This is a genomic window from Leucobacter luti (assembly GCF_050310065.1).
Lineage (GTDB): Bacteria > Actinomycetota > Actinomycetes > Actinomycetales > Microbacteriaceae > Leucobacter > Leucobacter luti_B.
Map to the genome: position 1 here is coordinate 3,069,822 of NZ_CP190007.1, position 25,657 is coordinate 3,095,478.

Here is a 25,657-nt window from a genome sequence, read left to right on the forward strand (position 1 = left end):
CCGGATCCTGCGCCGGATCAGCCGCGGCGGCGGGCGACGACGATCGTGTCGAGGAGTTCCGCGTGGGCCCCGTGCGGGTCCTTCGCCTCGCGCCGCACGAGTTCGGCGCGCTCGACGTCCCAGCGCTCGGGGTCGAGGGCGAGGGCGGAAAGCTCGTCGGAGGGTGACGGGAAATCGCCGCCGTGATCGGGCGCCCACGGCGGCCTGGCCCCGTGGGCGACGATCACGATCCGGCCGCCCGGGGCGACGCGGGCCGCGGCGGCGCGCAGGATCTGGGGGCGCGGCAGCTCGACCGGCGACTGCAGGAAGCTCGCGGTGACCAGGTCGAAACCCTCGGTCGGGCCGCCGTCGACGGCGGCGGCAGATGCGAGCCAGTCGGCGAGGTCGGCGGCGCGGAAGCTCGCCCGCGCGGAGAGACCGCGCGCTTCCGCCTCGGCGGCGGCGCGGGCGACGGCGGTGGGCGAGAGGTCGAGGCCCGCGGCCCGCCAGCCGCGCTCGGCGAGCCAGAGGACGTCGCCGCCCTCGCCGCAGCCGAGGTCGAGGGAGCGCCCTGGGCTGAGGTCGCGGGCGGCAACTGCGAGCGACGCGTTCACCCTCCCGGACCACACCGGGCCGCCCCCGGAGTACCGCCGCTCCCAGTACGCGGCGGCGGCCTCCCCGTCGCGCGGCTCCGCCCGCCCGTGCTCTACCTTGCCGTGCACCACCGCGCCGTGCTCCACCTTGCCGGTTCTGCGCTCCATGTGTGTTGTGTCAGCGATAACAGGCCCGGGTAGCGCAGAACCGGCAAGGTGGCGGGGCGGCGGCGTAGTCGTCCTCGACCAGGGCGTGGTTCGCGGCGGCGCCCGCGAGGGTGCCCGCGGCGGCGCACATCGGGACCGACGCGGCCGGGTTCGCCACATTGCCGGCGGCCCACACGCGCGGGTGGCTCGTCAGCCCCATGGCGTCGACCGCGATCGACGTGCCCATCAGGCCTTCCGTGAACTCGAGCCCGAGCGGCTCGAGCATGTCGGCGCGGGGTGACATGGCCGAGTTCGTGAACACGGCTGCGAGCTCGAACGCGCCGCCGTCCGCGGTGCGCACGGTGACCCCTGCGGCGTCGCCGTCCTCGACCGCGACGACCGCCGACTCGACAAGCTCGACCCCGCGGGCCGCGAAATCGCCGCGCGCGTCGTCGTCCAGCTCCCCCAGCCCGGCCGCGAAGACCACCAGGTCAGCGGACCACTGGCGGACGAGCCGCGCGAGGTGCAGCCCGGCCGGCGAGCTCGGGATCACGCCGATCGGGCGATCCCGGACCTCCCAGCCGTGGCAGTAGGGGCAGTGCAGCACCGTGTCTCCCCACCGCTCCGCGAGCCCCGGGATCGGCGCGAGCTCGTCCGTGACCCCGCTCGCAACGACGACGGCGCGGGCCGCGAGCGTCGATCCGTCCGTGAGGAGGACCTCGAGCGACGCGGCGCCGGGCTGGGCGGGCGCGGACCCCGTAAGATCCCGCACCGACGCGACCGTCGCCGCACGGAACTCGACCCCGTAGCGCGCGGCCTCCTCGCGTCCCCGGGCGGCGAGCTCGGCGGGCGGCAGCCCATCGTGGCCGAGCACGTTGTGCATGTGGGAGGCGAAGCGGTTGCGGGCGCTGCCGTCGTCGAGCACGATCGTGCGCCTGCGCGCGCGGCCGAGGGACTGCGCCGTGCTCAGGCCGGCGGCGCTCCCGCCGATGATGATGGCGTCGTATTCTGGGGTTCTCATGGGTCTAGGGTGATCGTCGCATGCGATACTGGCAAGCCAGTTTGCCAAATCAGCAAGGAGGCGCGCATGGAAGAGCTCGAGCAATTGGGGCCGCGGCTGCGGGCGGCCCGCCAGGAGCGCGGGTGGACGCTCGACGAGCTCGCCGGTCGCGCCGAGATGTCGGTGAGCACCCTCTCGCGGCTCGAATCGGGCAAGCGGCAGGCGAGCCTCGAGCTGCTGCTGCCGCTCACCCGGGAACTCGGGATCGGGATCGACGAGCTCCTGCAGGCGCGCGCGCAGGATCGGGATCCGCGCGTGCGGCGCCCGTCGTTTCGCATGGACGGGGCGACCATCGCGCCGCTGACCAGGGAAAACTCGGAGGTGCGTGCCTTCAAGATCACCTACAGGCCGGGCGGCGCGGATCCGGCGCCGGCACCGAAGGAGCACCCCGGGCACGAGTGGCTCTACGTGCTCTCGGGCAGGCTGCGCCTCACCCTCGGCGAACAGGAGCTCGTGCTCACGCGCGGCGAGGCGGCGGAGTTCGCAACGACGATCCCGCACCGCATGCGCGCGGAGGGCACGCGGCCGGCGGAGGTCATCAGCATCTTCAACGAGGTGGGCGAGCGCCTGCACCTCCTCACCCCCGCCCACCTTGCCGAAACTGCGCTACCCGAGTGATGTATCCGGGATAAATCGCACATTGAGCGCAGATTCGGCAAGGTACAGCTAGGCGGTGGGCTCGCCCAGGGAGAGCATGAGGCGGTTCGCCCAGTTGAAGAAGGCCGCGGACTGGATCGCGTCGAGCAGCTCCAGCTCGCCGAGCCCCTCGGCCCGCAGGCGCGCGACCTCCGCGGCCCCGAAGCGGGGCGGGGTCGCGGTCAGCGCGACCGTCGCGTCGACGATCGCGGCGAGCCGCCCCGACCGCTCGGCCCAGGCCGAAACCCCCTGATCCAGCAGCGCATCGACGTCCGCGGGATCCGCGCCCTGCTCGACCGCGAAGCGCGCGTGCACCGACGCGCAGAACACGCAGCCCGTGAAGCGCGACGACGCAGCGGCCGCGAACTCCCGCTCGCGCCTCGGCAGCCCCTCGTCGGTGTTGAAGAAGATGTCGAGGTCGGTGAGCGTGCGCTCGAGCAGCGCCTCGGGATCCCGCGCGAGCAGGCGGAAGTACGGCATGTGCACCCGCTCCCGCTCGACGAGCGCGGCGTAGTGCCGCTCCGTGAACTCGGCGACGGGAAGCGGCTCCAGCCAGGGCTTCCAGCCGAGCGGCTCCCGCGTGAAGCGCGGCGGCTCGGCGACCCGCGGCGCGGCAGGCAGCACCTCGGGGACGTGCGCCGCGGCATCCGCGGCATCCGCGCCCCCACCCACTGGGGTTGTGAGCGATTTCTGTTCGGATGAGCGCAGATACGAACCGAAATCGCTCACAACCGCCTGGGGGCCGGCGACGGCGCGGAGGCCCGCGGCGACCCGCAGCTGAAAGGTGAGGAACGCCACGAGCTGGGAGAGCGTCACGATCCCCGTCGTGCTCCACCCCGCGTCGAGCAGGGCCTGCAGCGCCTCCCGCGAGGCGTCGCGCGGGTGCAGCACGAGGAGGTGCGCGTGCTCGAGCGCGGCGGCCAGCCGCTCGCCGAGCCCGTAGGCCGCCTCGAACGAGTCGACGGCGTACTCGGGGCCCTCGGTGCTCTCCGGCGCGTTCTCCGCGCGGAATGCCCCGTAGGGTCCGGATCCCTGCGCCCTCCCCGCCTCCGCGACGATGAGCGCCTCAAGCGCCTCGCCGCCCTCGGCGAGCCTGAGCAGCCCGCCGTACAGCGCGATCCCGGCCGGATCGCCGTGCAGCCGCGCGACGAACAGCGCGACGGCCGCCCGCTCCGCGACGGTCGCGTGCTCCTCCGACACCGGCCTGAGCAGGGCGTCGAAGCTGCCCTGCGCGTGGGCCGTCGCCTCGGGCCTGCGCTCGCGCACTGCGGCGAGCGCCGAGCCGGGCGCGATGCCGACGAGCACGTCGAGCGCGTCGGTCGCCTGCGTGTCCGTCTCCGTCCCCGCCTGCGTCAGCGTCGTTGCTTCAGTCATTCCAATGTCCTTTCAGATCCAAATTCCAATGCCCCCCTCACGCCGCGACCGCCGCGCCGAGGTACGCCTCGCGGATCCGCGGGTCGGCGAGCAACTCCTCGGCGCTCCCCTGCATCGCGACGACGCCGTTCGTCAGCACGTAGCCGCGGTGCGCGACCTGCAGCGCGAGCTCCGCGGACTGCTCGACGATGAACACCGCCACTCCCAGCTCCCGGTTGATCCGCTGGATCGACTCGAGCACCTGGTCAACGATGATGGGCGCGAGCCCCATGGTTGGCTCGTCCATGCAGATGAGCTGGGGCCGCGACATGAGCGCCCGCCCGAAGGCGAGCATCTGCTGCTCGCCGCCCGAGAGCGTGCCCGCCTGCTGCGTGCGCCGCTCGAAGAGCCTCGGGAACAGGGAGTATTGCGCATCCAGGTCGGCGAGTACCGCGCGGGAGCGCGCGCGCCCCGACCGCGTGTGCGCGCCGACGAGCAGGTTCTCCTCGACCGTCATCTCGGGGAAGACGCGCCGCGCCTCCGGTACGCTCGCGATCCCGAGCCGCACGACCTCCGCGGTCGACGCCCGCGTGATGTCGCGGCCGTCGAAGGTGATCGACCCGGCGCGCGTCTTCACGAGGCGCAGGATCGACTTCATCGTCGTCGACTTGCCGCAGGCGTTGCCGCCGAGGAGCGACACGATCTCGCCGCGCCCGATCCGGTAGCTCACGTTCTGGAGCGCGTGGAACTCGCCGTAGAAGACGTCGACGTCGCGGAAGTCGAGCAGGGTGTCGTCGGCCGTCGCCGCGGAGGTCTCCGAGACCGCCGAGGTCTCCAAGCCGTCCGAGAGTGAGCTTCCCATCAGTGGTTCTCCTTTACTGCCTGTGCCGGATCGGCGCCGCGCCGCTCGTGCACGCTGCCCCGCCGCGAGCCGAGGTATGCCTCGATCACGCGCGGGTCGTTCTGCACCTCGGAGGGGGTCCCCGAGGCGATGATCTCGCCGCCGTCCATCACGATGACCCGGTCAGAGACGGTCATCACGAGGTCGAGCTTGTGCTCGACGAGCAGCATCGTCTGCCCCTGCTCCTTGAGCTCGAGCAGCTGGTGCATGACCTCGAGCGTCTCCGAGGTGTTCATGCCGGCCGTCGGCTCGTCGAGCAGCAGGAGGCCGGGGTCCGAGGCGAGCGCCCGCGCGATCTCGGTGCGCCGCCGGTTCGCGTAGGAGAGCGTCCACGCCGGGTGGTCCCTGCGCGGGAGCAGCCGCGTCGAGAAGCGGGCGAGCTGCCCCGTCACGCGCTCGCGCTGCTCGGCGGCCTCGCGGCGGAGCGCGGGGGTGCCGACGACCGCGAGCGCCGTCTCGGCCACGAGCGCGATCCAGCGCAGGATCGGGAGGTTCCTGAGACCCGGGAGCGGCCGCTGCGCCCGGGCGAGCGGGGTCTGCCCCACGAGCACGTTCTCCTCGACGGTCGCATTCGCGAGCACGCGCCCGTTCTGGAAGGTGCGCCGCATGCCCGCCCGCGCGATCGCGTCGGGGGTACGCCCGGTCACGTCGGCGCCGCGGTAGCGCACGGTGCCGGCGTCGGGACGCAATTCCCCGCTCAGCAGGTTAATCGTGGTCGTCTTGCCCGAGCCGTTCGGGCCGATGATGCTCACGACCTCACCCGGCTCGACGCGGAGCGAGGTCCCCGCGACCGCCCGCACCGCCCCGAAGGACTTCGCGAGCCCGTCAATCTCCAGCACGCTCGTCACGCGAGCACCCCCTCTCGCTCGGGTGTCGTGCGGTGTGATTCGGCGCCGGATTCTGATCCGCCGTCGATTCCGGATCCGGATCCGGATCCTGCTCCGGTCCCGGATCCGCCGCCAGGGCCGACCGGCGCGAGGGTGCCCGCGAGCCGGTCCGGGCCGCCCGAGGGGGCCGAGCCGCCGCCGGATCCGCCCGCGCCGCCAGAACCACCGGCACCGCCGTCGCCCGATCCCGAGCCCGATCCCGAGCCGCCCCGCAGCGCGCGGGGCGCGATCCGGGACCAGAGCTTCGCGAAGGGGGCCGGCAGCGTCCAGAGGCCCTGCGGACGGAAGCGCACGAGCAGCAGGAGCACGATCCCGTACACGAGTAGGCGCGTGTCGCTCGCCGCGCGGAAGAGTTCGAGGCCGCCGACGAGGATCGTGGAGCCGAGGATCGCGCCGAAGGGCCGCAGCATGCTGCCGAGCACCGCGATGATGACGATCTGGAACGACAGGTTCGGGTCGAAGATCTTGGGCTCGAGGAAGCCGAACTGCGCCGCGAGGTAGGCACCGCCGACGCCGGCGATGAAGCCGCCGATCCCGAACGCGAGCGACGCGTACTGCGGGGTCTCGATGCCGGCGGCCCGCGCCGCGACCTCGTCGTCCCTGATCGCGCGCCAGGTGCGGCCGAGGTGCGAGCGGCCGAGCCGGTGCACGAGGAGCACGAGCACGAGCAGCAGTCCGAGGCCGAGGGCGTAGATCTCCTGCGGGGTGCTGAGCTGGATCCCGAACACATCGGGGAGGGGGATGAGCGAGAGGCCGGCGCCGCCGCCCGTGATGGGCGAGGCGACGAGCACGATCGCCGAGATCGCGGCCCCGGTCGCGAGCGTCGCGATCGCGGGATAGTGGCCCGAGAGCCGCCAGGACGGCGCGGCGAGCACGGTCACGACAACCGCGGCCGCGACCCCCGCGATGAGCGCGGCCGGCAGGAACGGGATCCCGGCCTGCTTCATCGCGAGCGCGGCGACGTAGGCGCCGATCGCGACCGTGCCGGCCTGGCCGAGCGCGAGCTGCCCCGCGAACCCCCCGATCACGGTCATGGAGAGCGCGATCATCGCGAAGGCGAGCACCTGCACGCCGATCTGCACGACGTAGCCGTTGAGCGCACCGGGGATGAGCGGGATGAGCCCGAGGGCGATGAGCACGCCGACCTGCCAGCGCCGCATCGTGATCGGCTTCGCCTGCGCGAAGAAGGTCCCGGTCAGCGGCTCGCGTTTGACCGCCCGCTTGCCGAAGAGCCCCTGGGGCCGGATCCAGAGCACCGCGAGCAGCACGCCGAAGGTGATGAGCTGGCGCGCGGCGTCACCCCAGATGGCGACGCCGAACGCCTCGACGGTCCCGAGCACGAGCCCGCCGACGACCGCCCCGCCGAGCGAGCCGAGCCCGCCGAGCGTCGCGGCCGCGATGCCGGCGAGGCCGATCTGCAGCCCCTGCGTCGGCGCGATCGTCGTGAAGTAGGCCGCGACGAGCACGCCGGCGAGGCCGCCGAGCCCCGAGGCGATCATGAACGCGATCGCCTGCACCCGGTCGACCGGCACCCCCATCTGGGCCGCGGCCTCGCGATCCTGCGACGTCGCGCGCACCGCGCGCCCGAACTTCGTGAAGCGCAGGCCGAGGGCGAGCACGACCATCGTGACGATCGATGTCGCGAGGATCACGAGGTCGATCGCGCCGAACGTGAGCCCGCCGATCGTGAACCGCGCGTCCGGGAGGCCTGCGTCGAAGCGGCGCACCTGCGGCCCGAACACGATCTGCGTCAGGTTGTCGAGGATGATCATGATCGCGATCGTCGCGAGCACGGCCGCAATCGGCGCCCGCCCCGCGAACGGCCGCACGGCGATCAGGTTGATGATGAGCCCGATCACGGCCGTGATCAGGATCGCGGCGAGCGCCCCGAGCCACAGCGGCAGGCCGAGGTGGCTCGTGACGAGCCACCCGACCATGGCGCCGACGGCGAAGAGCGAGCCGTGCGCGAAGTTCACCACGTTGGCGACGCCGATGACGAGCGAGAGGCCGAGCGCGATGAGCGCGTAGGCGTTCCCGTTGATGAGTCCGGCGACGATGAAGTCGAGCACGACTCCCCCTTTCAGTTTCCGGTGCGTCCGATCCGGGGTTTCCGGATCAGTGCCCCGTGACCTCGGTCGGCACGAAGGCGCCGTCCTGCACCTCGAGCCACTTGAACACGGGGTTCTTCGCCCGCCGGTTCTCGTCGTAGCTCGCCTCGCCGTAGATGATCGACGGGATCGCGTCGGCGTCTCGGAGCGCGTCGCGAATCCCGGCGCGATCAACCGTCTTCGCGTGCTCGGCAGCCCAGGCGATCTGCTTCACGCCGTCGTAGGCGTAGGCGGCGAAGAGGTTCGGCTGGTAACCGTACTTCTTGTCGAAGGCGCTCACGAAGGACGTGACCTTCTCGTCGTCGGACTCGGTCGTGAAGGAGGTGTTGAGGTACACGCCCTCGGCCGCGTCGCCCGCGAGATCCAGGAACTCGGCCGAGTAATTGGATCCGACCGCAACGTAAATGACGTCGTCCGGGATCCCCGCCTGCTTCGCCTGCTGCACGAGCAGCGAGGTCGTCGAGTAGTAGGTGAAGAAGACGACGACGTCGGGCTTCGCCTCGCGCAGCTGCACGAGCTGGGGCTTGAAGTCGGTCGAGGCCTCCTCGACGTCGGCCTGGTAGACGAGCTCGTCGCCGTTCTTTTTCACCTGGTCCGTGAAGATGTCGCGCGCGCTGATGCCCCAGTCCGTGTTGAGGTTGATGACGGCGATCTTCGAGCCGAAGGTGTGCGCGCCGTCGGCGAGCTCGCGTGCGTCCTCCTCCTGGGTGATGCTCGGGCTGAAGATGAAGTCGCCCGTCTTCGTGAAGTCGGGGTGGGAGTTCGTAATCCCGAGCTGCAGCAGCCCGCCGCGCTGGTAGAGGGGGCTCGCGACCATCGAGGTGGCCGAGGAGAAGTCGCCGAGGACCGCGAGGATCTTGTCGTCTGAGACGAAGCGCTGCGCGATGGTCGTGGCCTGGCTTGCCTGCCCCTGGCTGTCCTGGAAGTCGATCTCGATGGGCCGGCCGTTGACGCCGCCTGCCCCGTTGATCTCGTCGAGGGCGATGTCGATGCCCTCCTGCCAGTTCTTTCCGTATTCGGCCTGGTTTCCGGTCAGCGGGCCGGAGACGCCGATGACGATCGGCTCCCCTCCTGCGGCCTGCGCGGCGTCTTCGCCTGAGGCACTCGCGGAGCAGCCGGTCATCGCGATGGCGGCGGCGGCAATGGCTCCGAGCCAGGCGAGACGGTGCTTCTTCATGGGGACTCCTTGGGTTGTGTCGTGTGCGGCTGCCCCCGCCGCGGCGCGCTTGGTGCGCCCGGGGGACGAAGCTATTGTTATGGGTGACATAACTCTTTCGAAAGTGATGGCGTAACAGAACTTCATGCTTCGCTCACAGTCGCCCGGCACAGGCGGGTTATCCACAGAACGTCACATTCGGTCACGAGACGCCCGCCCGCACGGCAGCCCCGCGTATAACGGAGGCATGCCAGAAGCCCATCGAGCCTCCATCGCGATCATCGGCGCAGGACCGCGCGGCACCTCCCTCATCGAGCGGATCGGCGCGCACCTCACCGAGCCAGGCGCGCCACTGCTCGGGCGCGGGATCGACCTGCACGTGATCGACGACGCACCCTCGGGCGCCGGCCGCATTTGGCGGGCCGATCAGGACCGCGAGTTGTGCATGAACACGCTGTCGCACGCCGTGACGCTGTTCACGGAGGAGCGGAGCACGGTCGCGGGGCCGGTGCGGGTCGGGCCGACGCTCTACGAGTGGAGCGTGCTGGTGCTGGCTGGCGGTGGCTCGGGTGTCGACGGCGTCGAGTCGATCCCGCCAGAGCACGTGCGTGCGTTCCGCTCGCACCCGGTGCGGCCGGGGCTCGCGGCCGAGTACCTCGACGAGCTGCGGGAGACTCGGCCGGAGTCGCACCCGAGCCGTGCCCTCTACGGGGAGTACCTGGCGTGGTGCTTCTCGCGCGCGATCGCTGGCCTGCCGGCTGGGGTGCGCGTGATCCGGCACCGGGACCGCGCCGTCGGGGTGGCGCGGGTCGGCGGAGCGGTCGTGCGCGGCGCGGAGGTGTCCGGCGCCGTGCGCGGCGCGGAGCGGATCGAGCTCGCGAGCGGCGAGGTGGTGCTCGCGGACGCCGTGATCCTCGCGGGCGGGTGGCTGCCGCGCGCTCAGTCGGGCGCGGAGGCTCGGCTGGCGGGCGCGCTCGATTCGGCGACGGCGGAAGATCCCCGATCCACCCTCGTGTGGGTGCGCCAGGGCAGCCCCGCGGATCAGGATCTCTCGGGAATCAGACCGGGAGCGGACGTGATCGTGCGCGGCCTCGGCATGGGCTTCTTCGACACGATGGCGCTCCTCACGATCGGGCGGGGCGGTCGCTTCGTCACGGATGAGCGCGCGCCCGGGCGGCTCCGCTACGAGCCGTCTGGCAAGGAGCCGCGCATCCATGCGACGTCGGGGCGCGGGGTCCCGTTCCGCGCCAAGTCACTCTTCGGCGGCCTTCCCCCGCGCCCCGAGCAGCGCTTCCTCAGGGGCGTGGACTGGGAGCGGGCGCCGCGCCCCATCGACTTCGACCGGGAGCTCTGGCCCCGGATCGTGGCCGACGCGTTCGTCGACCACGCTGAGACGCTCAGGCGGATGCGGCCCAGGGCCGTCTCCGGCACGAGCGGCGAGCTGCTCGCGGCGCTCGAACGCGCGATCGGGCCGATCGTCGCCGGCCCCGCCGGCCCCTGCCCGGTGGCGACGATCGACGCCGCGGCGACGGCCGCCGCCCGATTCGTGCGGGATCCCCTCGACCGCTTCGACCTCGCCGGCGAGGTGCAGCCCGCTCAGCGCTCGTTCACCTCGCCCAGGCGCTTCTCGGAGTGGCTGCTCACGCGCGTCGCGGACGACCTCGCGGAGGCCGAGCTCGGGCAGGACAGCCCAGTGAAGGCCGGCCTCTGGTCGATCAGCACCGCCCGCGCGGTCGCGAACCGCATCGGCACGCTCGGCGGCTTCGACGCCGAGTCCCGCGGCTCCGGCTTCAGGCTGCTCCACGCGATCGGCGCCATGGCGGGCTCCGGCCCGCCCGCGTTCCGCAACCGGCAGCTCCTCGCCCTCGCGGAAGCCGGGATCGTGAGCTTCATCGGCCCGGAGCCCGAGGTCACCGTCGGCGCCGACGGCTTCCGCGCCTCGTCACCGCTCGTCGCGGGCTCAGGGGTAACCGCGGAGGGCCTCATCGACGCGTGGATGCACTTCCACGACGTCTCGCGCACGACGGATCCGCTCGTGCGGGGCCTCATCGCGGCCGGGCGCGCGAGGCCCTTCGCGATCCGGAGCCGCAGCGGTGCGCTCGAACCGACCCGCAGCTTCGACATCGACGGGGCGAGCGGGCGCCTGCGCGGGGCGGACGGGTCGCTCGACCCCGCGGTGCACGTCGCGGGGATCCCCGTCGACGATGCGCTCCACGACACGATCATCAGCCCCATGCCCGGCACGGATCCCCCCATGCTGCGCGAGACCGACCGGGTGGCGCTCAGCGCCCTCAGGGTCGCGTGTGCTTCGGTGGAGGCGGCGGGCGAGGCGGGCGAGACGTCGGCGCCAGCGGCCGCACCCGGCGACCGGATCGAGGAGAGGACGAGCGCATGACTACTGGCATAGGAACGCTCATCGTCGGCGGCGGCGTGATCGGCCGCGCCGCAGCCTGGCAGCTCGCGCGCCGCGGCGAGAGCGTGCGCCTGCTCGAACGCTTCGGCCCGCACCACACGCGCGGCGCCTCGCACGGCTCGACCCGCAACCTCAACAACGCCTACTCGGAGGGCTTCTACCTCGACCTCTACGACGAGGCACTCGGGCAGTGGCGGGAGCTCTCGGCCCGCGCAGGGGTGCCGCTCTTCTCGCTGCACGGGCTCGTGACCCACGGGGCCCCCGCCGCGGTCGAGGAGGCGCACGCCGCGCTCGCCGCGCGGGGCGCCGAGGCCGAGCTGCTCCCCGCCGCAGAGGCGGAGGCCCGCTGGCCCGGCATGCGCTTCGCCGGCCCCACGCTCTTCAGCCGCGAGGCAGGGGTCGGCTACGCGTCGCTCGCGCTCGACGCGCTCGCCTCGCAGGCGGAGTCCCACGGCGCCGTCATCTCCTGGAACACGCGCGTGACCGGGATCTCCGTCGAACCCGACGGGAGGGTGAAGGTCGAGGCGGTGTCGGCGGACGCAGACGCCACAGAGGTGATCCTCGTCGATCGGCTGATCGTCGCCGCCGGGGCGTGGTCCCGCGAACTCATCGGCTCGATCCGGGGCCTGAGCGAGCCCCTCGACCTCCCCCAGCTGGTCGTCACCGAGGAGCACCCGGCGCACTTCGCTCCGCGGGATTCCGAGCTGCGCTGGCCCTCGTTCAACCACGTCTTCTCGGCCGCAATCCCAGATGCGCGTGACGGTGCCGTCTACGGCATGCCGAGCCCGGGCGAGGGCGTCAAGGTCGGCCTCCACCGCGTCGGACACGTCGTCGACCCCGACGCCCGCACTTTCGGCGCGACGGCCGAGATCCGCGAGCGCCTCGCGGCCTACGTCGCCGAATGGTTCCCCGGGCTCGACCCGGCGACCGCGGAGGAGATCAGCTGCACCTACACCTCGACCGACACGGGCCGCTTCGTGCTCGACCGCAGCGGACCCGTAACGATCGCGGCGGGGTTCTCAGGCCACGGCTACAAGTTCGCGCCCGCGATCGGGCGGATCCTCGCGGACGCCGCGACGGGGATCGCCCTGCCTCCGCCGGAGTTCAGGCTCGCGTGGCATCGCGGCTGACCGAGCGCTCCAACTGACTGAGACCAAGCCAAGGGGGACAACATGACCGACAACCGAGCAGTGGCCGTCGTCACGGGGGCATCGAGCGGGATGGGGCGCGAGATCGTGCTCGACCTCGCGCGCACCCACCGCGTGATCGCGATCGGCCGGGACGCCGGTCGCCTCGCGGCCGTCGCCGCGGAGGCCGACGCGGTGAGCCTTGCCGGCTCCGAGTCCGCCGACCTCACGAAGCACACGACCGATCACAGCACCGCCCCGAGCACGACCCCGTGGCAGGTCGACGTCACCGACGCGGACTCGCTCGCGCGCCTCATCGCCGGGCTCGACCGCATCGACGTGCTCGTGCACGCCGCGGCGATCGGCCGCCGGCTCAGGGTCGACGCGGCCCGGCCGGAGGACTGGGCCGAGCACTTTGCGACGAATGTGACCGCACCGGCGGAGCTCACCCGGCTCGCGCTTCCCCTGCTCCGGGCGGCGCAGGGCACCGTCGTGTTCATCGGCTCGGGAGCCAGCACAAGGCCGGCCCCCGGCAGCGCCGTCTACACCGCGACGAAGCACGCGCTCCGCGGCCTCGCCGACGTCCTCCGCATCGACGAGGAGCCCAACCTGATCCGGGTCGTCACCGTCGCCCCCGGCCAGACCGACACCCCGATGCTCCGCGGCATGGTTCCTGAGGGCGCGTACGAGGCCGAGCGCTACATCCGCCCGGCCTCGGTCGCCGCGGCGGTCCGCTTCGCGGTCGACGCCCCCGCCGACGTCCAGATCACCGACCTCGCGGTGCGCCCCCGCCAGGAGATCGCCCGCATCTGAGGGGTTGGTGGCCGCGGGGCGCGGGCGGGCTTCGGTGCGCCCGCGCTTCGGTGCGCCCGGGCTTCGGGGCGCCCGCGCTTCGGTGCGCCCGGGGTTCGGGGCGCCGGCGCCCTGCGCTCGCTCCCAAAACTGCAGTCGTTCACACCGAAACGCCCCGAATCAACGGAACGAGCGCAGAACGCGGAGCGAGCGCAGAGTGGCGGAGCGAGCGACCTCACCTTTGCGCGGCCGCGCTGCTGCGCGCCGCGGGTCAGGGCTGACGCCTCGCCGCGCTGCTGCCGGCGCGCCGGCGCCCTGCGCTCGCTCCCAAAACTGCAGTCGTTCACACCGAAACGCCCCGAATCAACGGAACGAGCGCAGAACGCGGAGCGAGCGCAGGCGCCAGCCGCGCCAAGCGCCAGCGCCCGGCGCCCGCGGCCCCCAGCCCCACCTACCCCACGCGCGCGGCGGCGAAGGCGAGCGCGTCGGCGAAGAGCCCGCCGTCGGCGATGCGCTTGCGGTACTTCATGACGTGGCGCTGCCCGTTCAGGGTGAGCACCCCCGCGAGGCGGTCGCCGTCGCGGTAGAGCACCACGAAGTGGGCCTCGTCGAGTCCGCCGGAGACGACCTCGAACTCGGGCGTCGCGACGCCCGCGAACTGGATCCGGTGCCCGTACCAGTCCGACCAGAAGTAGGGCACGGTCGCGTAGGGCAGCGGGTCGTGCTCGAGCGCCGCGTTGCGGCCCGCCCGCGCGCCCTGCTCGGCGGCCGCGGTGAAGTGTTCGATCCGCATCTGCCGCCCGAACAGGGGGTTGTGCCAGTTCGCGATGTCGCCGGCCGCCCACACGTTCGGCGCGGAGGAGCGGAGCGACGAGTCGCACACGAGGCCGTTCTCGAGCTCGAGCCCGCTGCCCTCGAGCCAGCCCGTGGTCGGCCTCGTGCCGATCCCCACGACCACGAGGTCGGCCTCGACGAGACTGCCGTCGGCGAGCGTGACCGCCTCGACGCGCTCGTCGCCGATGAACCCCGAGACCCCGATCCCGCACCGGAGGTCCGTGCCGTGCTGGGCGTGGAGCTGTGCGAGCACGCCGCCCATTTCCTCGCCGACGGCGCGCACGAGCGGCACGGGCGCGCCCTCGATGATCGTGGGCGAGAGGCCGCGCTTGCGTGCGGCCGAGGCGACCTCGGCCCCGATGAAGCCGCCGCCGATCACGGCGATCTTTGCCCGCGCGTCGAGCGCGCGGCGCACCTCAGCGGCGTCCTCCTGGGTGCGGAGGCTCACGACGCCCGCGAGCCCCTCGGTGCCGGGCAGCCGCACGGGCGCGGAGCCCGTTGCGATCACGGCGCGCGAAAACTCCCGCTCACCGGCCGTGGTCGTGAGCACGCCGCGCGCCGGGTCGAGCGCGGTCGCGCGCTCCCCGAGCGCGAGCTCGACGCCGCGCTCGGCGTACCACTCGGGGGCGGCGAGCGGCTGCGGCTCCGGATCCAGACCCTCCGCCAGGAACTCCTTCGAGAGCGACGGCCGGTCGTAGGGCGCGTGCGGCTCGTCCCCCACGAGCGTGATCGGGCCTTCCCACCCGGAGGCGCGCGCCTCCTCGGCGGCCCGGATGCCCGCGAGCGAGGCGCCGACGACGACGAGCCCGCTCACGACGCATCCTCCAGGCTGAGCGCCACCTTCGGGCAGGCCTTGACGGCGGCGCGCACCTCGTCCGCGGCCGATTCGGGCACGTCCGGGCCGGCGATGAGCTGCAGTACGCCGTCGTCGTCGACCTCGAAGTAGTCGGGGCTGAGCGCCTCGCACATGCCGATGCCGGTGCAGCGGCTGCGGTCGATCTGAATCTTCATCATTGAATCCTCTCGCTGTGTTGGTGAAGTTGTTGTGCCGTGAAATGGCGGCGGGATCAGGCGTCCCACACGACGGGCAGCTGCACCGGTCCGCGCGCCTGCCAGCCGTGCACCACGACCTCGGCGTCGGGATCCAGGCGCAGCCCGGGAAGCGCGCGCATCGTTTCGACGAGGATCACCTCGCCGAGCGCCCTGGCCACGTTGTGGCCGATGCAGAAGTGCGTGCCGAAGCCGAAGGAGACGTTGTCGCGGTCCTCGCGCTCGAGCTCGAACACGTCGGGGTTCGCGAAGCGCTCGGGATCCCGGTTCGCGGAGCCGATCACCATCGCGATTTCGGTGCCGGCGGGGATCCTGACCCCGCCCAGCTCGACGTCGGCGGTCGTGAGCTTCTCGGTCATGCCGAACGGCGGCAGCCAGCGCAGGCCCTCCTCGAGGGCCTCGCGCGCCCACGCCGACGGCTCGGCGGCGAAGCGTTCCCACGCCGCAGGATGGGTGAGGAGCCCGAGCAGCGTGCTCGACGCGAGGTGCGCCGGCTCCTGGAACCCTCCCACGATCAGGACCTCGGCGGTGGGCTGCAGGATCGCGACGGCGTCGGCGCCCTCGGGCACCGCCGTGCGCACGAGATGCCCGAGCACGGTGTAGCTCTCCTCGGCCGCGAGCTCGGGGAGCCGCTTCTCGAGGTAGGCCGTGATCTCGGCCTTGACCTCGCGGCTGCGGCGATCCACCTCGGGGTCGCGGCCGTAGTCGACGAGGCGATCCGCGAGCGCGCGCAGCCAGCGGCTGAGCGTCTCGTCCGGCACGTCTCCGTAGCCCGCGATGTCGCCCACGACGCGCTGGCACATGGGCTCGAAGATCTCGCGCGCCGCGTCGGCGCGGCCGCGATCCCGAATCCCGGCGAGGTACTCGCGCACCGTCTCGCGCATGCGATCGACGTAGGTCTTCGTCTGCTTGGGCCGCAGCGGCGAGTTCGCGGCCGTGCGGATCGTGCGGTGCTCGTCGCCCGAGAGCATCATGATGTTGCCGCGGCCGTAGACGAACTCGTGGATGTCCTGCGTCGGCCCGAAGACCTCGTCGTTGACGCCGGCCTCGCGGCAGAGATCCCAGGTCAGGATCAGGACGCGCCCCGTCTCGGGCACGAACACCACGGGGTGCTCGCGGCGCATCCGCTCGTAGAACGGGTAGGGGTCGCGCTCGAGCTCCGCGAGCGGAACGTCGGCCACGATGTCGAGGGCGCTTGGCGCCGATCCTGCTTCGATGGTTGCTTCGATGGTCACGTCGGGTCCTTCCTGACAACGCTGTCGGTGGTGGACCCCGGCGCGGATCCGGAACCCGGATCCCGATCCCGTCGCCGGGGTCTGCGCTTGATCCTATGACTGACTGAATATTCAGTCAAGCCTGGGAGCGAGGAATTTTGCCCGATCAGGGCCGGGGCCGCGGCGGCGCTACTCCGCGCGCAGCAGGCGCTCGAGGGCGGCTCGCAGGGCGTCGCGCGCCTCATCCCAGGAGCTCGAGCCGACCACGATGCCGGAGAGCAGGCCGTCGGCGAGCGCGGTCACCGAGCGGGCCGCCCGCGCCGCGTCGATCCCGGCCCGGATCGAGCCGTCGCGCTGCCCCTCCGACACGGCGTCCGCGACGGCGTCCCGCCACTTCGCGAGCGTGACGCCGACCTGGTCGCGGATCTCCTCCTCGAACACGGCGACCCCCACGAGCTCGTGCCACACGACCGCGTTGTCGTGCGCGCGCTCGGTGCCGTCGAAGTCGGCGAGGAGCAGGGCCTCGAGGCGCTCGAATCCGGTCCCGGATCCGGATCCGGATCCGGATCCGACCGCGCCCGCGCCTGCCCCCGCGCCCGGCGTGATCTCGTTCGCGAACTCCATCGTCGCCTTGAGCAGTCCGTTTCGGCTCTCGAAGTGGTAGTAGACGAGGCCGACGGAGACGCCGGCCGCGGCGGCGACGTCGCTCACCCGGAACTTCCGCACGCCGGCCTTGGCGACGGCCTGCCACGAGGCCTCGACGATCTTGCGGGTGGCGGCGCTGTTCTCCATGAGTCAACACACTACCGGTGCGGCGGAAACGCGGCGATCCGCGCCCGCCGGCCGCTTCCCGAGGGAGAACGGCCAGACGGACGCGGATCGCAGGGCGACCGTTGCCCGGTCTAGGCGTCGGCGGGAACCTCCTCGGCGGACGAGGCGACGAGCGGCGTCGACGTCGGCCCGTCGCCGGGCGCCGGCTCCCGCAGCTTGCGCCCGAACACATAGCCCAGGATCCCGATCACGACGATGATTCCGAGGGTCGTGAGGGTGAACACCGAGAAGGTGCCCTGCTCGACGCCCCAGATCTCGGCGAAGGGGTACTCGACGCCGAGGAGCGCCTCGAGCGTGCCCGGGAACACCGCGACCCACGTGCCGAGCGCGATCCACGCGAAGCAGATGACGCCGAGCGCCTTCCACAGGGTGTCGCCTCCCGGCACCTTGAACGGTCGGTGCACGCCGGGGAATTTCTTGCGCAGGCTGATCGCGGCAGGAATCGCGAAGAGGTAGCTCATGAGGAAGGTCGAGATGCAGATCGTGAGCACGACCTGGAAGAGCGCGGCGGCCTCGCCCTCGACGAACCACATGGCCGCGAGCATGAAAAGGCTCGCGACGACGCCCGACATCGTGTTGACGCGCACGGGCGTGCCGAGCCCGGGGTGGATCCGGCCGAAGTAGCCGCCGAAGAACGCGCCGTCGGCCGCGGCCATCGCCTGCATGCGGTCGGAGATGATCATCCACGCGCCGCCCTGCGAGACGAGGATGAACACGAAGATCACCGCGGAGATCGTGAGCATGATCCCGGATCCCGCGCCGAAGATCGAGAACACCGTCGAGATCGCCTCGAACAGGCCGCCGATGCCGCTGATGTCCTCGACCGGGACGACGAGCAGGATCGCGAGGATCGGGAGCAGGTAGCCCGCGGCCGCGATGCCGGCCGAGCGCGCCACCGAGATCGGCACGTCGCGGCCCGGATTCTTCATCTCACCAGCGGCGCTATTGCCCGACTCGAAGCCGAGGAACGAGAACAGGAGCAGCGGGACGAGCGCGAGGAAGCCCGTGAGGGACGGCGCGAAGTACGAGGCGGTGAGGCCCTGGAAGCCGTTCTGGATCCCGTAGATCGCGGTCACGATGATGAAGAACGCGAGGAAAGCGATCTTCACGATCGCGCCGAGCGTCGGCAGCCACTTGCCGTGCTTCAGGCTGACGATGGCGCTCATGACCGTGATCCAGATGAAGACGAGCTTGAAGCCGTAGTCGGTGAACGAGCCGTGATCGATCGGCGAAACGTACGCCGACCAGGTCTCAACCGCGATGAAGGCGCAGGTGCCACCCACCCACACGGGCTGCGTGACCCAGGTCAGCATCGCCGTGATCGCGGCGCTGAAGCGGCCATACGCCGTGCGCACCCAGGTGTAGACGCCGCCCTCCTCCGTGAAGGCCCCGCCGGTCTCGGCGAAGATGAGCGCGTACGGGAACATGAAGAAGACGGTCAGCACGAGCGTCCAGGTGAAGGTCTCGCCGCCGAACCCCGCGACCTGGCCGAGCAGGTCGATCGAGAGCACGGCCGCGACGACCAGGAACATGATGTCGAAACGCCCAAGCGTCTTCTTGAGATGCTTGGATTCCTCGAGCGCCATGCGCGTCGGAGCGGTCTCCGGAGCTGCGGAAGTCATTGAACTGTTCCCTTCGTCATTGAAAGCGGACCAGTGGCCCGCCGCAATGTTCCCTCGCGGGTGCGGTGAAAGCGAACAGTGTTTGACGATGCGCTGTATCGGAAATTCCGAACGAAATCCTTACGGGCTGGGGTTTTCCTTGGGCGCCGCTGGGCGGCGGCTGCGCTCGCTCCGAGATCTGCCGTCGCTCGCACGAAGCAGCGGCAAAGCTTAGGAACGAGCGCAGAACTCGGAACGAGCGCAGAGGTGGGAGGTGAGCACCGCTCGGGATCGGCGCCGCGACGCGGCGCCGGGGCAGAAACGGCGCCGCCGTGCGGCGCTCGCTCTCAAATCTGCCGTCGCTCGCAACAATCAGCGGCAAGGCTTAGGAACGAGCGCAGAACTCGGAACGAGCGCAGAGGTGGGAGATGAGCACCGCCCGGGATCGGCGCCGCGACGCGGCGCCGGGGCAGAAACGGCGCCGCGGCGCGGCGCTCGCTCTCAAATCTGCCGTCGCTCGCACGAACCCGCACCAAAGCTTAGGAACGAGCGCAGAAAGCGGAACGAGCGCAGAGGTGTGAGATGAGCGCCGTTCAGGATCGGCGCCGCCGCGCGGCGCTCGCTCCGAGATCTGCAGTCGTTCGCACGAACCAGCGCCAAAGCTTGGGAACGAGCGCCGCCGCCCTACGCCTCGTAGACCGACTCACCGCCCAGGATCGTGCGGGCCACGCGCACGCGGTCAAAGCCCGCGGGCTCCCCCACGGGGCCCGTGAGCACCACGAGGTCGGCGAGCATGCCTGGCGCGATGCGCCCGACGCGGTCCGCGATGCCCGAGGCCTCCGCCGAGCCCTGGGTGTAGGCGCGCAGAGCCGCCTCGACGCCGAGCACCTCGTCGGGCACCATCGGCACCCGCGAGTCGGCGTTGAGCGCGTGCGCGTCGGCGGCGGGCGCCGTGCGCGTGCACGCCGTGTGGAGGCCCCACAGCGGGTCGGGGCTCGACACGGGCCAGTCGCTGCCCATCGCGAGGCGCGCCCCCGCCACGTCGAGCGAGCCGAAGGGGAACTGCCAGCGCGCGCGGGATTCCCCGATGAGCGGCAGCTTTCGTTCCATGATCTCCTGGTCGGCGCGCGCCCACAGCGGCTGCAAGTTCGCGATCACGTCCAGGGCGGCGAAGCGCGGCAAGTCGGCGGGGTCGACGACGTCGAGGTGCGCGATCTGGTGCGTCCGCCCGGCACCGGCAGGAGCACCAGCTCCCCCGTTCCGCGAGCGCGCGACCTCGACCGCGTCGAGGCACTCGCGCACCGCACGGTCGCCGACGCCGTGGAAGTGCACGCTCAGGCCTCGGGCGTCGAGCGCCGCCACGATCTCGTTGAGCTCGGCGGGCGGGATCACGGAGTCCCCGCGCGTCGCGGGATGCACGTCCGTGTACGGCGCCAGCAGCGCGGCCGTGCAGTTTTCGCAGATCCCGTCCTGCATGATCTTGACGCTTCGGACGTCGAAGCCGCGCTCGCGCGCGAGCTCGATGCGCTCGAGCACCTCGTCGATCCGCGCGACGCCGGCGCCGGGCGGCCACCACATCGAGCCCGTCACGCGGGCGCGCAGCGAGCCGTCGCCGAGCGTCTCGAGGTAGGCGGGCAGGCTGTCCGGGAGCGTGAGGTACTGGCCGAGGATCGCGTCGTGCCACGCCGTGATCCCGAGCGAGAACAGGCGTTCCTGCGCGGCGAGGAGCGCCCGCCTGAGGTCGGAGGGCGCGTGCGGCGGGATCAGTCTCGTGACGAGCTCGCCCGCGGTCTCGAGGAGCATGCCGGTGGCCTCGCCGTCGTCGCCCCGCACGATCCGGCCGGCCGGCGGGTCCGGGGTCGAGGCGTCGATGCCCGCGCGCTCGAGCGCCGCGGAGTTGACCCACACGCCGTGCGCGTCGTGGCTCGTGAACACGGCGGGGCGGTCGGGCACGAGCGCGTCGAGTTGCTGCCGCGTGGGGAAGCCGCCGGGAAACACGTCGCCGAACCAGCCGGCGCCCACGATCCACTCGGCGTCGTGCGACGCCGCATAGTCCCGGATCACCCGCTCGTAGTCGGGGAGCGAGTGGACGCTGTCGAGGTCGCAGCCGAGCAGCCCGAGGCCGCCGGCCTGCGCGTGAATGTGCGCGTCATGGAAGCCGGGCAGCACGGCCGCGCCGGCGGCGTCGATCCGCCGACAGTCGGAACTACCCTCAAGCAGCGCGAGCACCTCCTCGTCGCTCCCGACGGCAATGATCTCGCCGCCCCGGATCGCGACGGCCGTCGCCGCGCTCGGCTCGGGCAGCCACAGCTGGGCGCCCGTGATGACGAGGTCGGGGGCCTGATCCGCGGTCATGCCGACACCTCGGTGGCGGGCGCGGAATCGGTGGACGGGCCAGCCGCAACACCCCCGCGCCGCTCGAAGGAGCGCTTCCAGAAGAAGTAGACGACGCCGGGCACGACGAAGCCGAAGATCCAGGCCACATCGACGAACCCGAGCGACTCGGCGAGCGGGCCCGTGTACATGTTCGTGACCATAAACGGGATCTGCGCGATGAGGCCGATGAGGTAGCTCACGAGGCCGATCGTGTCCCAGCGCCCGTAGACGCCGCCGTCGCGCCGGAACATGTCGTCGACGCGGTAGTGGCCCTTGCGGAGCGCGAAGTAGTCGATCAGGTTGATGGCCGACCACGGGATCAGCACGTAGAGCAGGATCGTGATGAAGTCGCTGAACACGACGAGGAAGTTCTCGCGGCCGATGAGGGCGGCTGCCATCGCGAGCACGGCGTAGGCGATCGTCATCGCGATGCGCTTGAACGTGTCGATCTTGATCTTCGCGGAGATCGACTCGAGCACCGTGAGCGAGGACATGACCCCCGAGTAGATGTTCGCCGAGTTGATCACGGCCGAGGCGATCCCGAACGCGAAGAGCACGACCGGCCCGAAGCCGCCGAGCAGGCGGCCGAGGGCGCCGATCGCGTTGCCGTCCTCGGTCGTGAGGCCGACGAGGGAGCCGAGCACCATGACGATCACGGTGCCCGTGACGAGGCCCGAGTAGGTCGCCCAGAACGCCTTGCGCGCGCCGCTCTTGCGCGGCATGTAGCGCGAGTAGTCGGAGACGTACGGCGCGTAGGCGAGCTGCCAGGTGACGCCGACGGCGAGCATGCCGAAGAAGCCGGCCGCGTTGTAGCCGAGCTCGCGGGTCACCTCGAAGGTCGCCGGGTTGCCCGCGACGATGATGAGCGAGGCGACGAAGAGGAGGCCGAGCAGCACGGAGACCGCGGCCATCGCCTTCCGCACGAGGTCGTAGCCGAAGATCGCGACGACGAGGGCGACGCCCGCACACACCACGATCCCGAGATTGACCGCATCGCTCTGGAACACGGCCATGAAGCTCTGCGACGCGACGACGAGGTTCGAGGCGAAGAAGCCGAGGAACATGATGAGCGCGATGAGCGCGAGGAGGCTGCCGCCGTAGTAGCCGAACTGGCCGCGGGCCTGCAGCATCTGCGGCACGCCGAGCTGCGGACCCTGCGAGGCGTGGAGCGCGGCCCCGACGCCCCCGACGATGTTGCCGATCAGGATCGCCGCGATGCTCCACCCGATCGACAGCCCGAAGAGCGTCGTCGCGAGGGCGCCCGTCACGACCGTGAGCGGCAGCATGTTGATCCCGAGCCAGACGAAGAACAGGCCGCTCGTGGTGCCGTGCCGCTCGTCGTCCGGGATCGGGTGGATGTGACGGCGCTCGAAGGTGATGATCTTCGTCGTCGACGTGGTGAGCTTCGGGAAGTCTTCGCTCATGGTGTGCACTCCTTCGTGCCTGGTGCGGTATTCATTTGTTGGGGTGAGGGTGAGGGTGCGGGCGCGCCTAGGCGCCCACCGGCTCCGGATCCGGATCGGGATCGAGATCCCGCTCCGCCCGGAGGTCCCGCTCCTGCGCGATGGGCGTGCGCCGACGCGCCGCCCGCACGAGGAGCAGGTAGACGGCCACCGTCACGGCGAAGCCGACGAGCCACGCGATGTCGATGCCCTGGAGCGGACCCGCCATGGGGCCCGTGTAGAGCGGGGTGATCATGAACGGCACCTGCGCCGCGAGCCCGATCGCGTAGCTCGCGAGGCCGACCCCGTTCCAGCGGCCGTAGCGGCCGCCGTTGCGCGCGAACAGGTCCTCGATGACGTACTCGCCCTTTTGCACGATGAAGTAGTCGGCGAGGTTGATCGCGGACCACGGGATCAGCACATACAGGAGGAGCGTGAGGAAGCTCTCGAACATCGTCATGAAGTCGCCCTGGCCGAGCAGGGCGATGAGCGTCGCGATCGCACCGCACACGATCGTCGTCCAGACGCGCGTCATCGACGTGACGACGACGCCGCGGAAGCTCGACTGCAGCGCGGTGAGCGCGTTCATGACCGCCGAGTAGAGCTCGACGCCGTTGATGAGTGCCGAGCTCACGGCGAAGACGATGAGCACGACGAGGCCGATGGGGCCGAGGTAGTCGCCGAGCGCGGCGAGCGGGTTCTCGGGGTTCGCCGCGCCGAGCAGCACGCCGAGCGTCATGACGAAGACGGAGCTCACGACGAGGCCGAGGTAGGTGCTCCAGAATGCGGTCTTCGGGCCGGTATTCTTCGGCAGGTAGCGGCTGTAGTCGGAGACGTACGGCGCGTAGGCGAGCTGCCACACGATGCCGATCGCAAGCATCGCGAAGAAGCCCTCGAAGCTGAAGGCCGCGTCTGCGCGCGCCGCCGTGACCTCGGGCTTCGTCCAGAACAGGACCATCGAGAGCGTGACGGCCGCGGCGATGATGATGGAGAGATAGACCATCGTCTTGCGGAGCAGGTCGTAGCCGAAGACGCAGAGCACGATCCCGATCACCGCGAAGACGAGGATCACGACGGAGCCGTTCATCTCGGGGAACACGGCGAGCAGCGCGTCCTTCGCGACGATGAGGATACTCGCGAAGAAGCCCATGAACATGATGAAGGCGATGAGCGCGAAGAGCCCGCCGCCGAGGTAGCCGAACTGCGCTCTCGCCTGCAGCATCTGCGGGATCCCGAGATGCGGGCCCTGCGAGGCATGGAGCGCGGAGCCGAAGGCGCCGATCACGTTGCCGAGCAGGATCGCGGCGATGCTCCAGCCGATCGGCAGGCCGTAGGCGCCGCTCGCGACCGCGCCCGTCACGACCGTGAGGGGCATCATGTTGAGGCCGACCCAGATCGCGAAGAGCGACCAGTTCGTGCCGGTGCGCTCGGACTCGGGGATCGGGAGGATGTGCTGCTGTTCGAAGCGCACGAAGGTCTTCGTGACGACGGGCGGTTCGTTCGACATGTCTCTCCTTGTGGCGCCGTTGCCGTGCCGTGCTCGCGCTCACCTCGGGAGCGCGGAAGTGAGGTGTGCCGGGCCGGAAAACGGCACGGCGGGGCTGAGGGAGCGGGCGGAGATCCGCCCGTCCCTCAGCGTGCTGCTGTGTGTACTACAGGCCGGCGCTCGCGACGGCCTTGCTGAACGCCTCGTCCAGGAGCGAGGCGAGCTCGTCGATGTCCTCGCGCGTCATGACGAGCGGCGGGGAGACCTGCACGAGCGGGTTGCCCTCGGCGTCGATCGCGACGCGGCACAGGAGGCCTACCTCGCCGAGCGCCGGGTTCAGGTGCGCGCCGACGAAGTCGCCCGCGCTCAGCGGCTCGGCCTCCCACGTCTTCGTGTCGTGGTTCGTGACGAGCTCGAACGAGCGGTGGAAGCCGTCGCCGCGCAGGTCGCCCACGATGTTCTGGTGCTTTGCCGCGACCTCGCCGAGCTTCTCACCGAGGTAGGGGCTGAGGGCCGCGACGTTCTCGACGACTCCCTCGCGCTCCATGATCTCGAGGTTCTTCAGCGCCGCGGCGCACGCGACCGGGTGGCCGCCGTAGGTGAGGGCGTGGTTGAACATCCCGAGCGGGCCGTCCAGCACGGTCTCGATGATCCGGTCGGACGCGATCACGCCGCCGAGGGGCATGTACGCCGAGGCGATGCCCTTCGCGAAGGTGATCATGTCGGGCTGGAAGCCGTAGTGGGTCGAGCCGAACCAGGAGCCGAGGCGACCGTAGCCGGTGATGACCTCGTCGGCGATCATGAGGATCCCGTACTTGTCGCAGAGCTCGCGCACCCCCGTGAAGTACTCGGGGGTCGGCGGGGTCAGGCTGCCGCCCGCGTTCTGCAGCGGTTCCATGATGATCGCCGCGATCGTGTCGGCGCCCTCCTGCACGATGAGCGACTCGAGCTCGCCCAGCAGGAACGCGGTCGTCTGCTCGGCGGTCTCACCCTCGGGGCGGCGGTAGCGCTTCGTGTTGTGCGTGTGGCGCACCCCGTTCATCAGGGGCTCGAACATCTTGCGGACGTCCGTCATGCCGTTCAGCGACATCGCTCCGAAGCTCGTGCCGTGGTACGCGACCCGGCGGGCGATGAACTTGTAGCGGGCGTGGTCGCCGCGCGTGATGTGGTACTGGCGAGCCAGCTTGATCGCGGCCTCGTTCGACTCGCCGCCGCCCGAGGCGAAGAACACGCGGTTCAGGTCGCCGGGGGCGAGCTCCGCGATCTTCTGCGCGAGCAGCGCGGCCGGCGGGTGCGCGACCGACCAGGTCGTCTGGTAGGGCAGCGCGGCCATCTGCTCGCGCACCGTGTCGCCCACCTCGGCGCCGTGCGTGTAGCCGAGCTGCACGCAGAACAGGCCGGCCAGGCCGTCGAAGAAGCGGCGCCCGCTCTCGTCGAACACCGAGCAGTGCTCGCCGCGCACGAACACCGGGAGGTCGTCCTCGCGGTACTTCGATGCCGGCGTAAAGTTCATCACCAGGTGGCGCTTCGCGATCTCGGCAAGGCCGCTCGGGGCGCCCGCCAGGGTCTCGTCGATCTCCACCGTTTCCTGCTGCACAGTCATGATTCGTTGTGTCCTCTCAGTCGACTCTGACCGGACGGGGTGCCGTCTCGCATCCCCATCGTGTCACC

The 25,657-nt window shown here is 71.2% G+C and carries 20 protein-coding genes; 4 read left to right on the plus strand and 16 right to left on the minus strand.

Annotated features, from left to right (window positions below):
* Positions 1-17: 17 nt before the first annotated feature.
* Entirely contained in the window at positions 18-740 is a 723-nt protein-coding gene (locus ACOPJ3_RS13945; protein ID WP_427869766.1) for an SAM-dependent methyltransferase, read from the minus strand.
* A gap of 10 nt (positions 741-750) precedes the next feature.
* A complete protein-coding gene (locus ACOPJ3_RS13950; protein ID WP_427869767.1) occupies positions 751-1,740 on the minus strand; it encodes an NAD(P)/FAD-dependent oxidoreductase in 990 nt (329 codons plus the stop codon).
* A gap of 66 nt (positions 1,741-1,806) precedes the next feature.
* On the opposite strand from ACOPJ3_RS13950, the gene ACOPJ3_RS13955 reads away from it, so the two are divergent.
* A complete protein-coding gene (locus ACOPJ3_RS13955; RefSeq protein WP_427869768.1) occupies positions 1,807-2,397 on the plus strand; it encodes a helix-turn-helix domain-containing protein in 591 nt (196 codons plus the stop codon).
* Positions 2,398-2,445: 48 nt separating this feature from the next.
* Here ACOPJ3_RS13955 and ACOPJ3_RS13960 read toward each other — a convergent pair whose 3' ends face one another.
* The 5 genes from ACOPJ3_RS13960 to ACOPJ3_RS13980 are packed head-to-tail and all read right to left on the minus strand — an operon-like array spanning position 2,446 to position 8,841.
* Entirely contained in the window at positions 2,446-3,789 is a 1,344-nt protein-coding gene (locus tag ACOPJ3_RS13960; RefSeq protein ID WP_427869769.1) for an alkylhydroperoxidase domain protein, read from the minus strand.
* Positions 3,790-3,826: 37 nt separating this feature from the next.
* Positions 3,827-4,630 carry an ABC transporter ATP-binding protein gene (locus ACOPJ3_RS13965; RefSeq protein ID WP_427869770.1) on the minus strand — a complete coding sequence of 268 codons (804 nt, stop codon included), beginning with the start codon at positions 4,628-4,630 and terminating at the stop codon, positions 3,827-3,829.
* Entirely contained in the window at positions 4,630-5,517 is an 888-nt protein-coding gene (locus ACOPJ3_RS13970) for an ABC transporter ATP-binding protein (protein ID WP_427869771.1), read from the minus strand. Before ACOPJ3_RS13970 ends, ACOPJ3_RS13965 begins: the two co-directional genes overlap by 1 nt.
* Positions 5,514-7,625 carry an ABC transporter permease gene (locus ACOPJ3_RS13975; protein ID WP_427869772.1) on the minus strand — a complete coding sequence of 704 codons (2,112 nt, stop codon included), beginning with the start codon at positions 7,623-7,625 and terminating at the stop codon, positions 5,514-5,516. Before ACOPJ3_RS13975 ends, ACOPJ3_RS13970 begins: the two co-directional genes overlap by 4 nt.
* 46 nt (positions 7,626-7,671) lie before the next feature.
* Complete coding sequence (locus tag ACOPJ3_RS13980) at positions 7,672-8,841, minus strand: ABC transporter substrate-binding protein (protein ID WP_427869773.1); 1,170 nt, start codon at positions 8,839-8,841, stop codon at positions 7,672-7,674.
* A 226-nt stretch (positions 8,842-9,067) separates the two neighbouring features.
* Here ACOPJ3_RS13980 and ACOPJ3_RS13985 point away from each other — a divergent pair, with 226 nt between their 5' ends.
* The 3 genes from ACOPJ3_RS13985 to ACOPJ3_RS13995 are packed head-to-tail and all read left to right on the plus strand — an operon-like array spanning position 9,068 to position 13,173.
* On the plus strand, positions 9,068-11,215 hold the full coding sequence (locus ACOPJ3_RS13985) for an FAD/NAD(P)-binding protein (protein WP_427869774.1): 2,148 nt from the start codon (positions 9,068-9,070) through the stop codon (positions 11,213-11,215).
* A complete protein-coding gene (locus ACOPJ3_RS13990; RefSeq protein ID WP_427869775.1) occupies positions 11,212-12,363 on the plus strand; it encodes an FAD-dependent oxidoreductase in 1,152 nt (383 codons plus the stop codon). The genes ACOPJ3_RS13985 and ACOPJ3_RS13990 overlap by 4 nt, the downstream gene beginning before the upstream one ends.
* A 42-nt stretch (positions 12,364-12,405) precedes the next feature.
* Complete coding sequence (locus ACOPJ3_RS13995) at positions 12,406-13,173, plus strand: SDR family NAD(P)-dependent oxidoreductase (RefSeq protein WP_427869776.1); 768 nt, start codon at positions 12,406-12,408, stop codon at positions 13,171-13,173.
* Positions 13,174-13,603: 430 nt separating this feature from the next.
* On the opposite strand, the gene ACOPJ3_RS14000 is transcribed toward ACOPJ3_RS13995, so the two are convergent.
* The 9 genes from ACOPJ3_RS14000 to ACOPJ3_RS14040 all read right to left on the minus strand — a co-directional run bounded on the left by ACOPJ3_RS14000 (position 13,604) and on the right by ACOPJ3_RS14040 (position 25,589).
* Complete coding sequence (locus ACOPJ3_RS14000) at positions 13,604-14,800, minus strand: NAD(P)/FAD-dependent oxidoreductase (RefSeq protein ID WP_427869777.1); 1,197 nt, start codon at positions 14,798-14,800, stop codon at positions 13,604-13,606.
* On the minus strand, positions 14,797-14,997 hold the full coding sequence (locus tag ACOPJ3_RS14005; RefSeq protein ID WP_427869778.1) for a ferredoxin: 201 nt from the start codon (positions 14,995-14,997) through the stop codon (positions 14,797-14,799). Before ACOPJ3_RS14005 ends, ACOPJ3_RS14000 begins: the two co-directional genes overlap by 4 nt.
* 56 nt (positions 14,998-15,053) lie before the next feature.
* Positions 15,054-16,271, minus strand: coding sequence for a cytochrome P450 (locus tag ACOPJ3_RS14010; protein ID WP_427869779.1), 1,218 nt, complete (start codon positions 16,269-16,271; stop codon positions 15,054-15,056).
* A 168-nt stretch (positions 16,272-16,439) separates the two neighbouring features.
* The gene (locus ACOPJ3_RS14015) at positions 16,440-17,042 is read right to left on the minus strand and encodes a TetR/AcrR family transcriptional regulator (protein ID WP_427869780.1); all 603 of its coding nucleotides are present in this window, start codon (positions 17,040-17,042) and stop codon (positions 16,440-16,442) included.
* A gap of 110 nt (positions 17,043-17,152) precedes the next feature.
* Positions 17,153-18,703, minus strand: coding sequence for an APC family permease (locus ACOPJ3_RS14020; RefSeq protein ID WP_427869781.1), 1,551 nt, complete (start codon positions 18,701-18,703; stop codon positions 17,153-17,155).
* A 663-nt stretch (positions 18,704-19,366) separates the two neighbouring features.
* On the minus strand, positions 19,367-21,037 hold the full coding sequence (locus tag ACOPJ3_RS14025; RefSeq protein ID WP_427869782.1) for an amidohydrolase: 1,671 nt from the start codon (positions 21,035-21,037) through the stop codon (positions 19,367-19,369).
* Positions 21,034-22,482 carry a purine-cytosine permease family protein gene (locus tag ACOPJ3_RS14030; RefSeq protein WP_427869783.1) on the minus strand — a complete coding sequence of 483 codons (1,449 nt, stop codon included), beginning with the start codon at positions 22,480-22,482 and terminating at the stop codon, positions 21,034-21,036. Before ACOPJ3_RS14030 ends, ACOPJ3_RS14025 begins: the two co-directional genes overlap by 4 nt.
* Positions 22,483-22,549: 67 nt before the next feature.
* The gene (locus ACOPJ3_RS14035; protein ID WP_427869784.1) at positions 22,550-24,007 is read right to left on the minus strand and encodes a purine-cytosine permease family protein; all 1,458 of its coding nucleotides are present in this window, start codon (positions 24,005-24,007) and stop codon (positions 22,550-22,552) included.
* A gap of 145 nt (positions 24,008-24,152) precedes the next feature.
* Positions 24,153-25,589: an aspartate aminotransferase family protein gene (locus ACOPJ3_RS14040; protein WP_427869785.1), complete on the minus strand. Its 1,437-nt coding sequence runs from the start codon at positions 25,587-25,589 to the stop codon at positions 24,153-24,155.
* Between the last annotated feature and the right edge of the window lie 68 nt (positions 25,590-25,657).

Bases quoted from the DNA above. Each gene is read 5' to 3' on its own strand.
- ACOPJ3_RS13945 (WP_427869766.1), bottom strand. From the start codon at position 740: ATGGAGCGCAGAACCGGCAAGGTGGAGCACGGCGCGGTGGTGCACGGC.
- ACOPJ3_RS13950 (WP_427869767.1), bottom strand. From the start codon at position 1,740: ATGAGAACCCCAGAATACGACGCCATCATCATCGGCGGGAGCGCCGCC.
- ACOPJ3_RS13955 (WP_427869768.1), top strand. From the start codon at position 1,807: ATGGAAGAGCTCGAGCAATTGGGGCCGCGGCTGCGGGCGGCCCGCCAG.
- ACOPJ3_RS13960 (WP_427869769.1), bottom strand. From the start codon at position 3,789: ATGACTGAAGCAACGACGCTGACGCAGGCGGGGACGGAGACGGACACG.
- ACOPJ3_RS13965 (WP_427869770.1), bottom strand. From the start codon at position 4,630: ATGGGAAGCTCACTCTCGGACGGCTTGGAGACCTCGGCGGTCTCGGAG.
- ACOPJ3_RS13980 (WP_427869773.1), bottom strand. From the start codon at position 8,841: ATGAAGAAGCACCGTCTCGCCTGGCTCGGAGCCATTGCCGCCGCCGCC.
- ACOPJ3_RS13985 (WP_427869774.1), top strand. From the start codon at position 9,068: ATGCCAGAAGCCCATCGAGCCTCCATCGCGATCATCGGCGCAGGACCG.
- ACOPJ3_RS13990 (WP_427869775.1), top strand. From the start codon at position 11,212: ATGACTACTGGCATAGGAACGCTCATCGTCGGCGGCGGCGTGATCGGC.
- ACOPJ3_RS13995 (WP_427869776.1), top strand. From the start codon at position 12,406: ATGACCGACAACCGAGCAGTGGCCGTCGTCACGGGGGCATCGAGCGGG.
- ACOPJ3_RS14005 (WP_427869778.1), bottom strand. From the start codon at position 14,997: ATGAAGATTCAGATCGACCGCAGCCGCTGCACCGGCATCGGCATGTGC.
- ACOPJ3_RS14015 (WP_427869780.1), bottom strand. From the start codon at position 17,042: ATGGAGAACAGCGCCGCCACCCGCAAGATCGTCGAGGCCTCGTGGCAG.
- ACOPJ3_RS14020 (WP_427869781.1), bottom strand. From the start codon at position 18,703: ATGACTTCCGCAGCTCCGGAGACCGCTCCGACGCGCATGGCGCTCGAG.
- ACOPJ3_RS14025 (WP_427869782.1), bottom strand. From the start codon at position 21,037: ATGACCGCGGATCAGGCCCCCGACCTCGTCATCACGGGCGCCCAGCTG.
- ACOPJ3_RS14030 (WP_427869783.1), bottom strand. From the start codon at position 22,482: ATGAGCGAAGACTTCCCGAAGCTCACCACGTCGACGACGAAGATCATC.
- ACOPJ3_RS14035 (WP_427869784.1), bottom strand. From the start codon at position 24,007: ATGTCGAACGAACCGCCCGTCGTCACGAAGACCTTCGTGCGCTTCGAA.
- ACOPJ3_RS14040 (WP_427869785.1), bottom strand. From the start codon at position 25,589: ATGACTGTGCAGCAGGAAACGGTGGAGATCGACGAGACCCTGGCGGGC.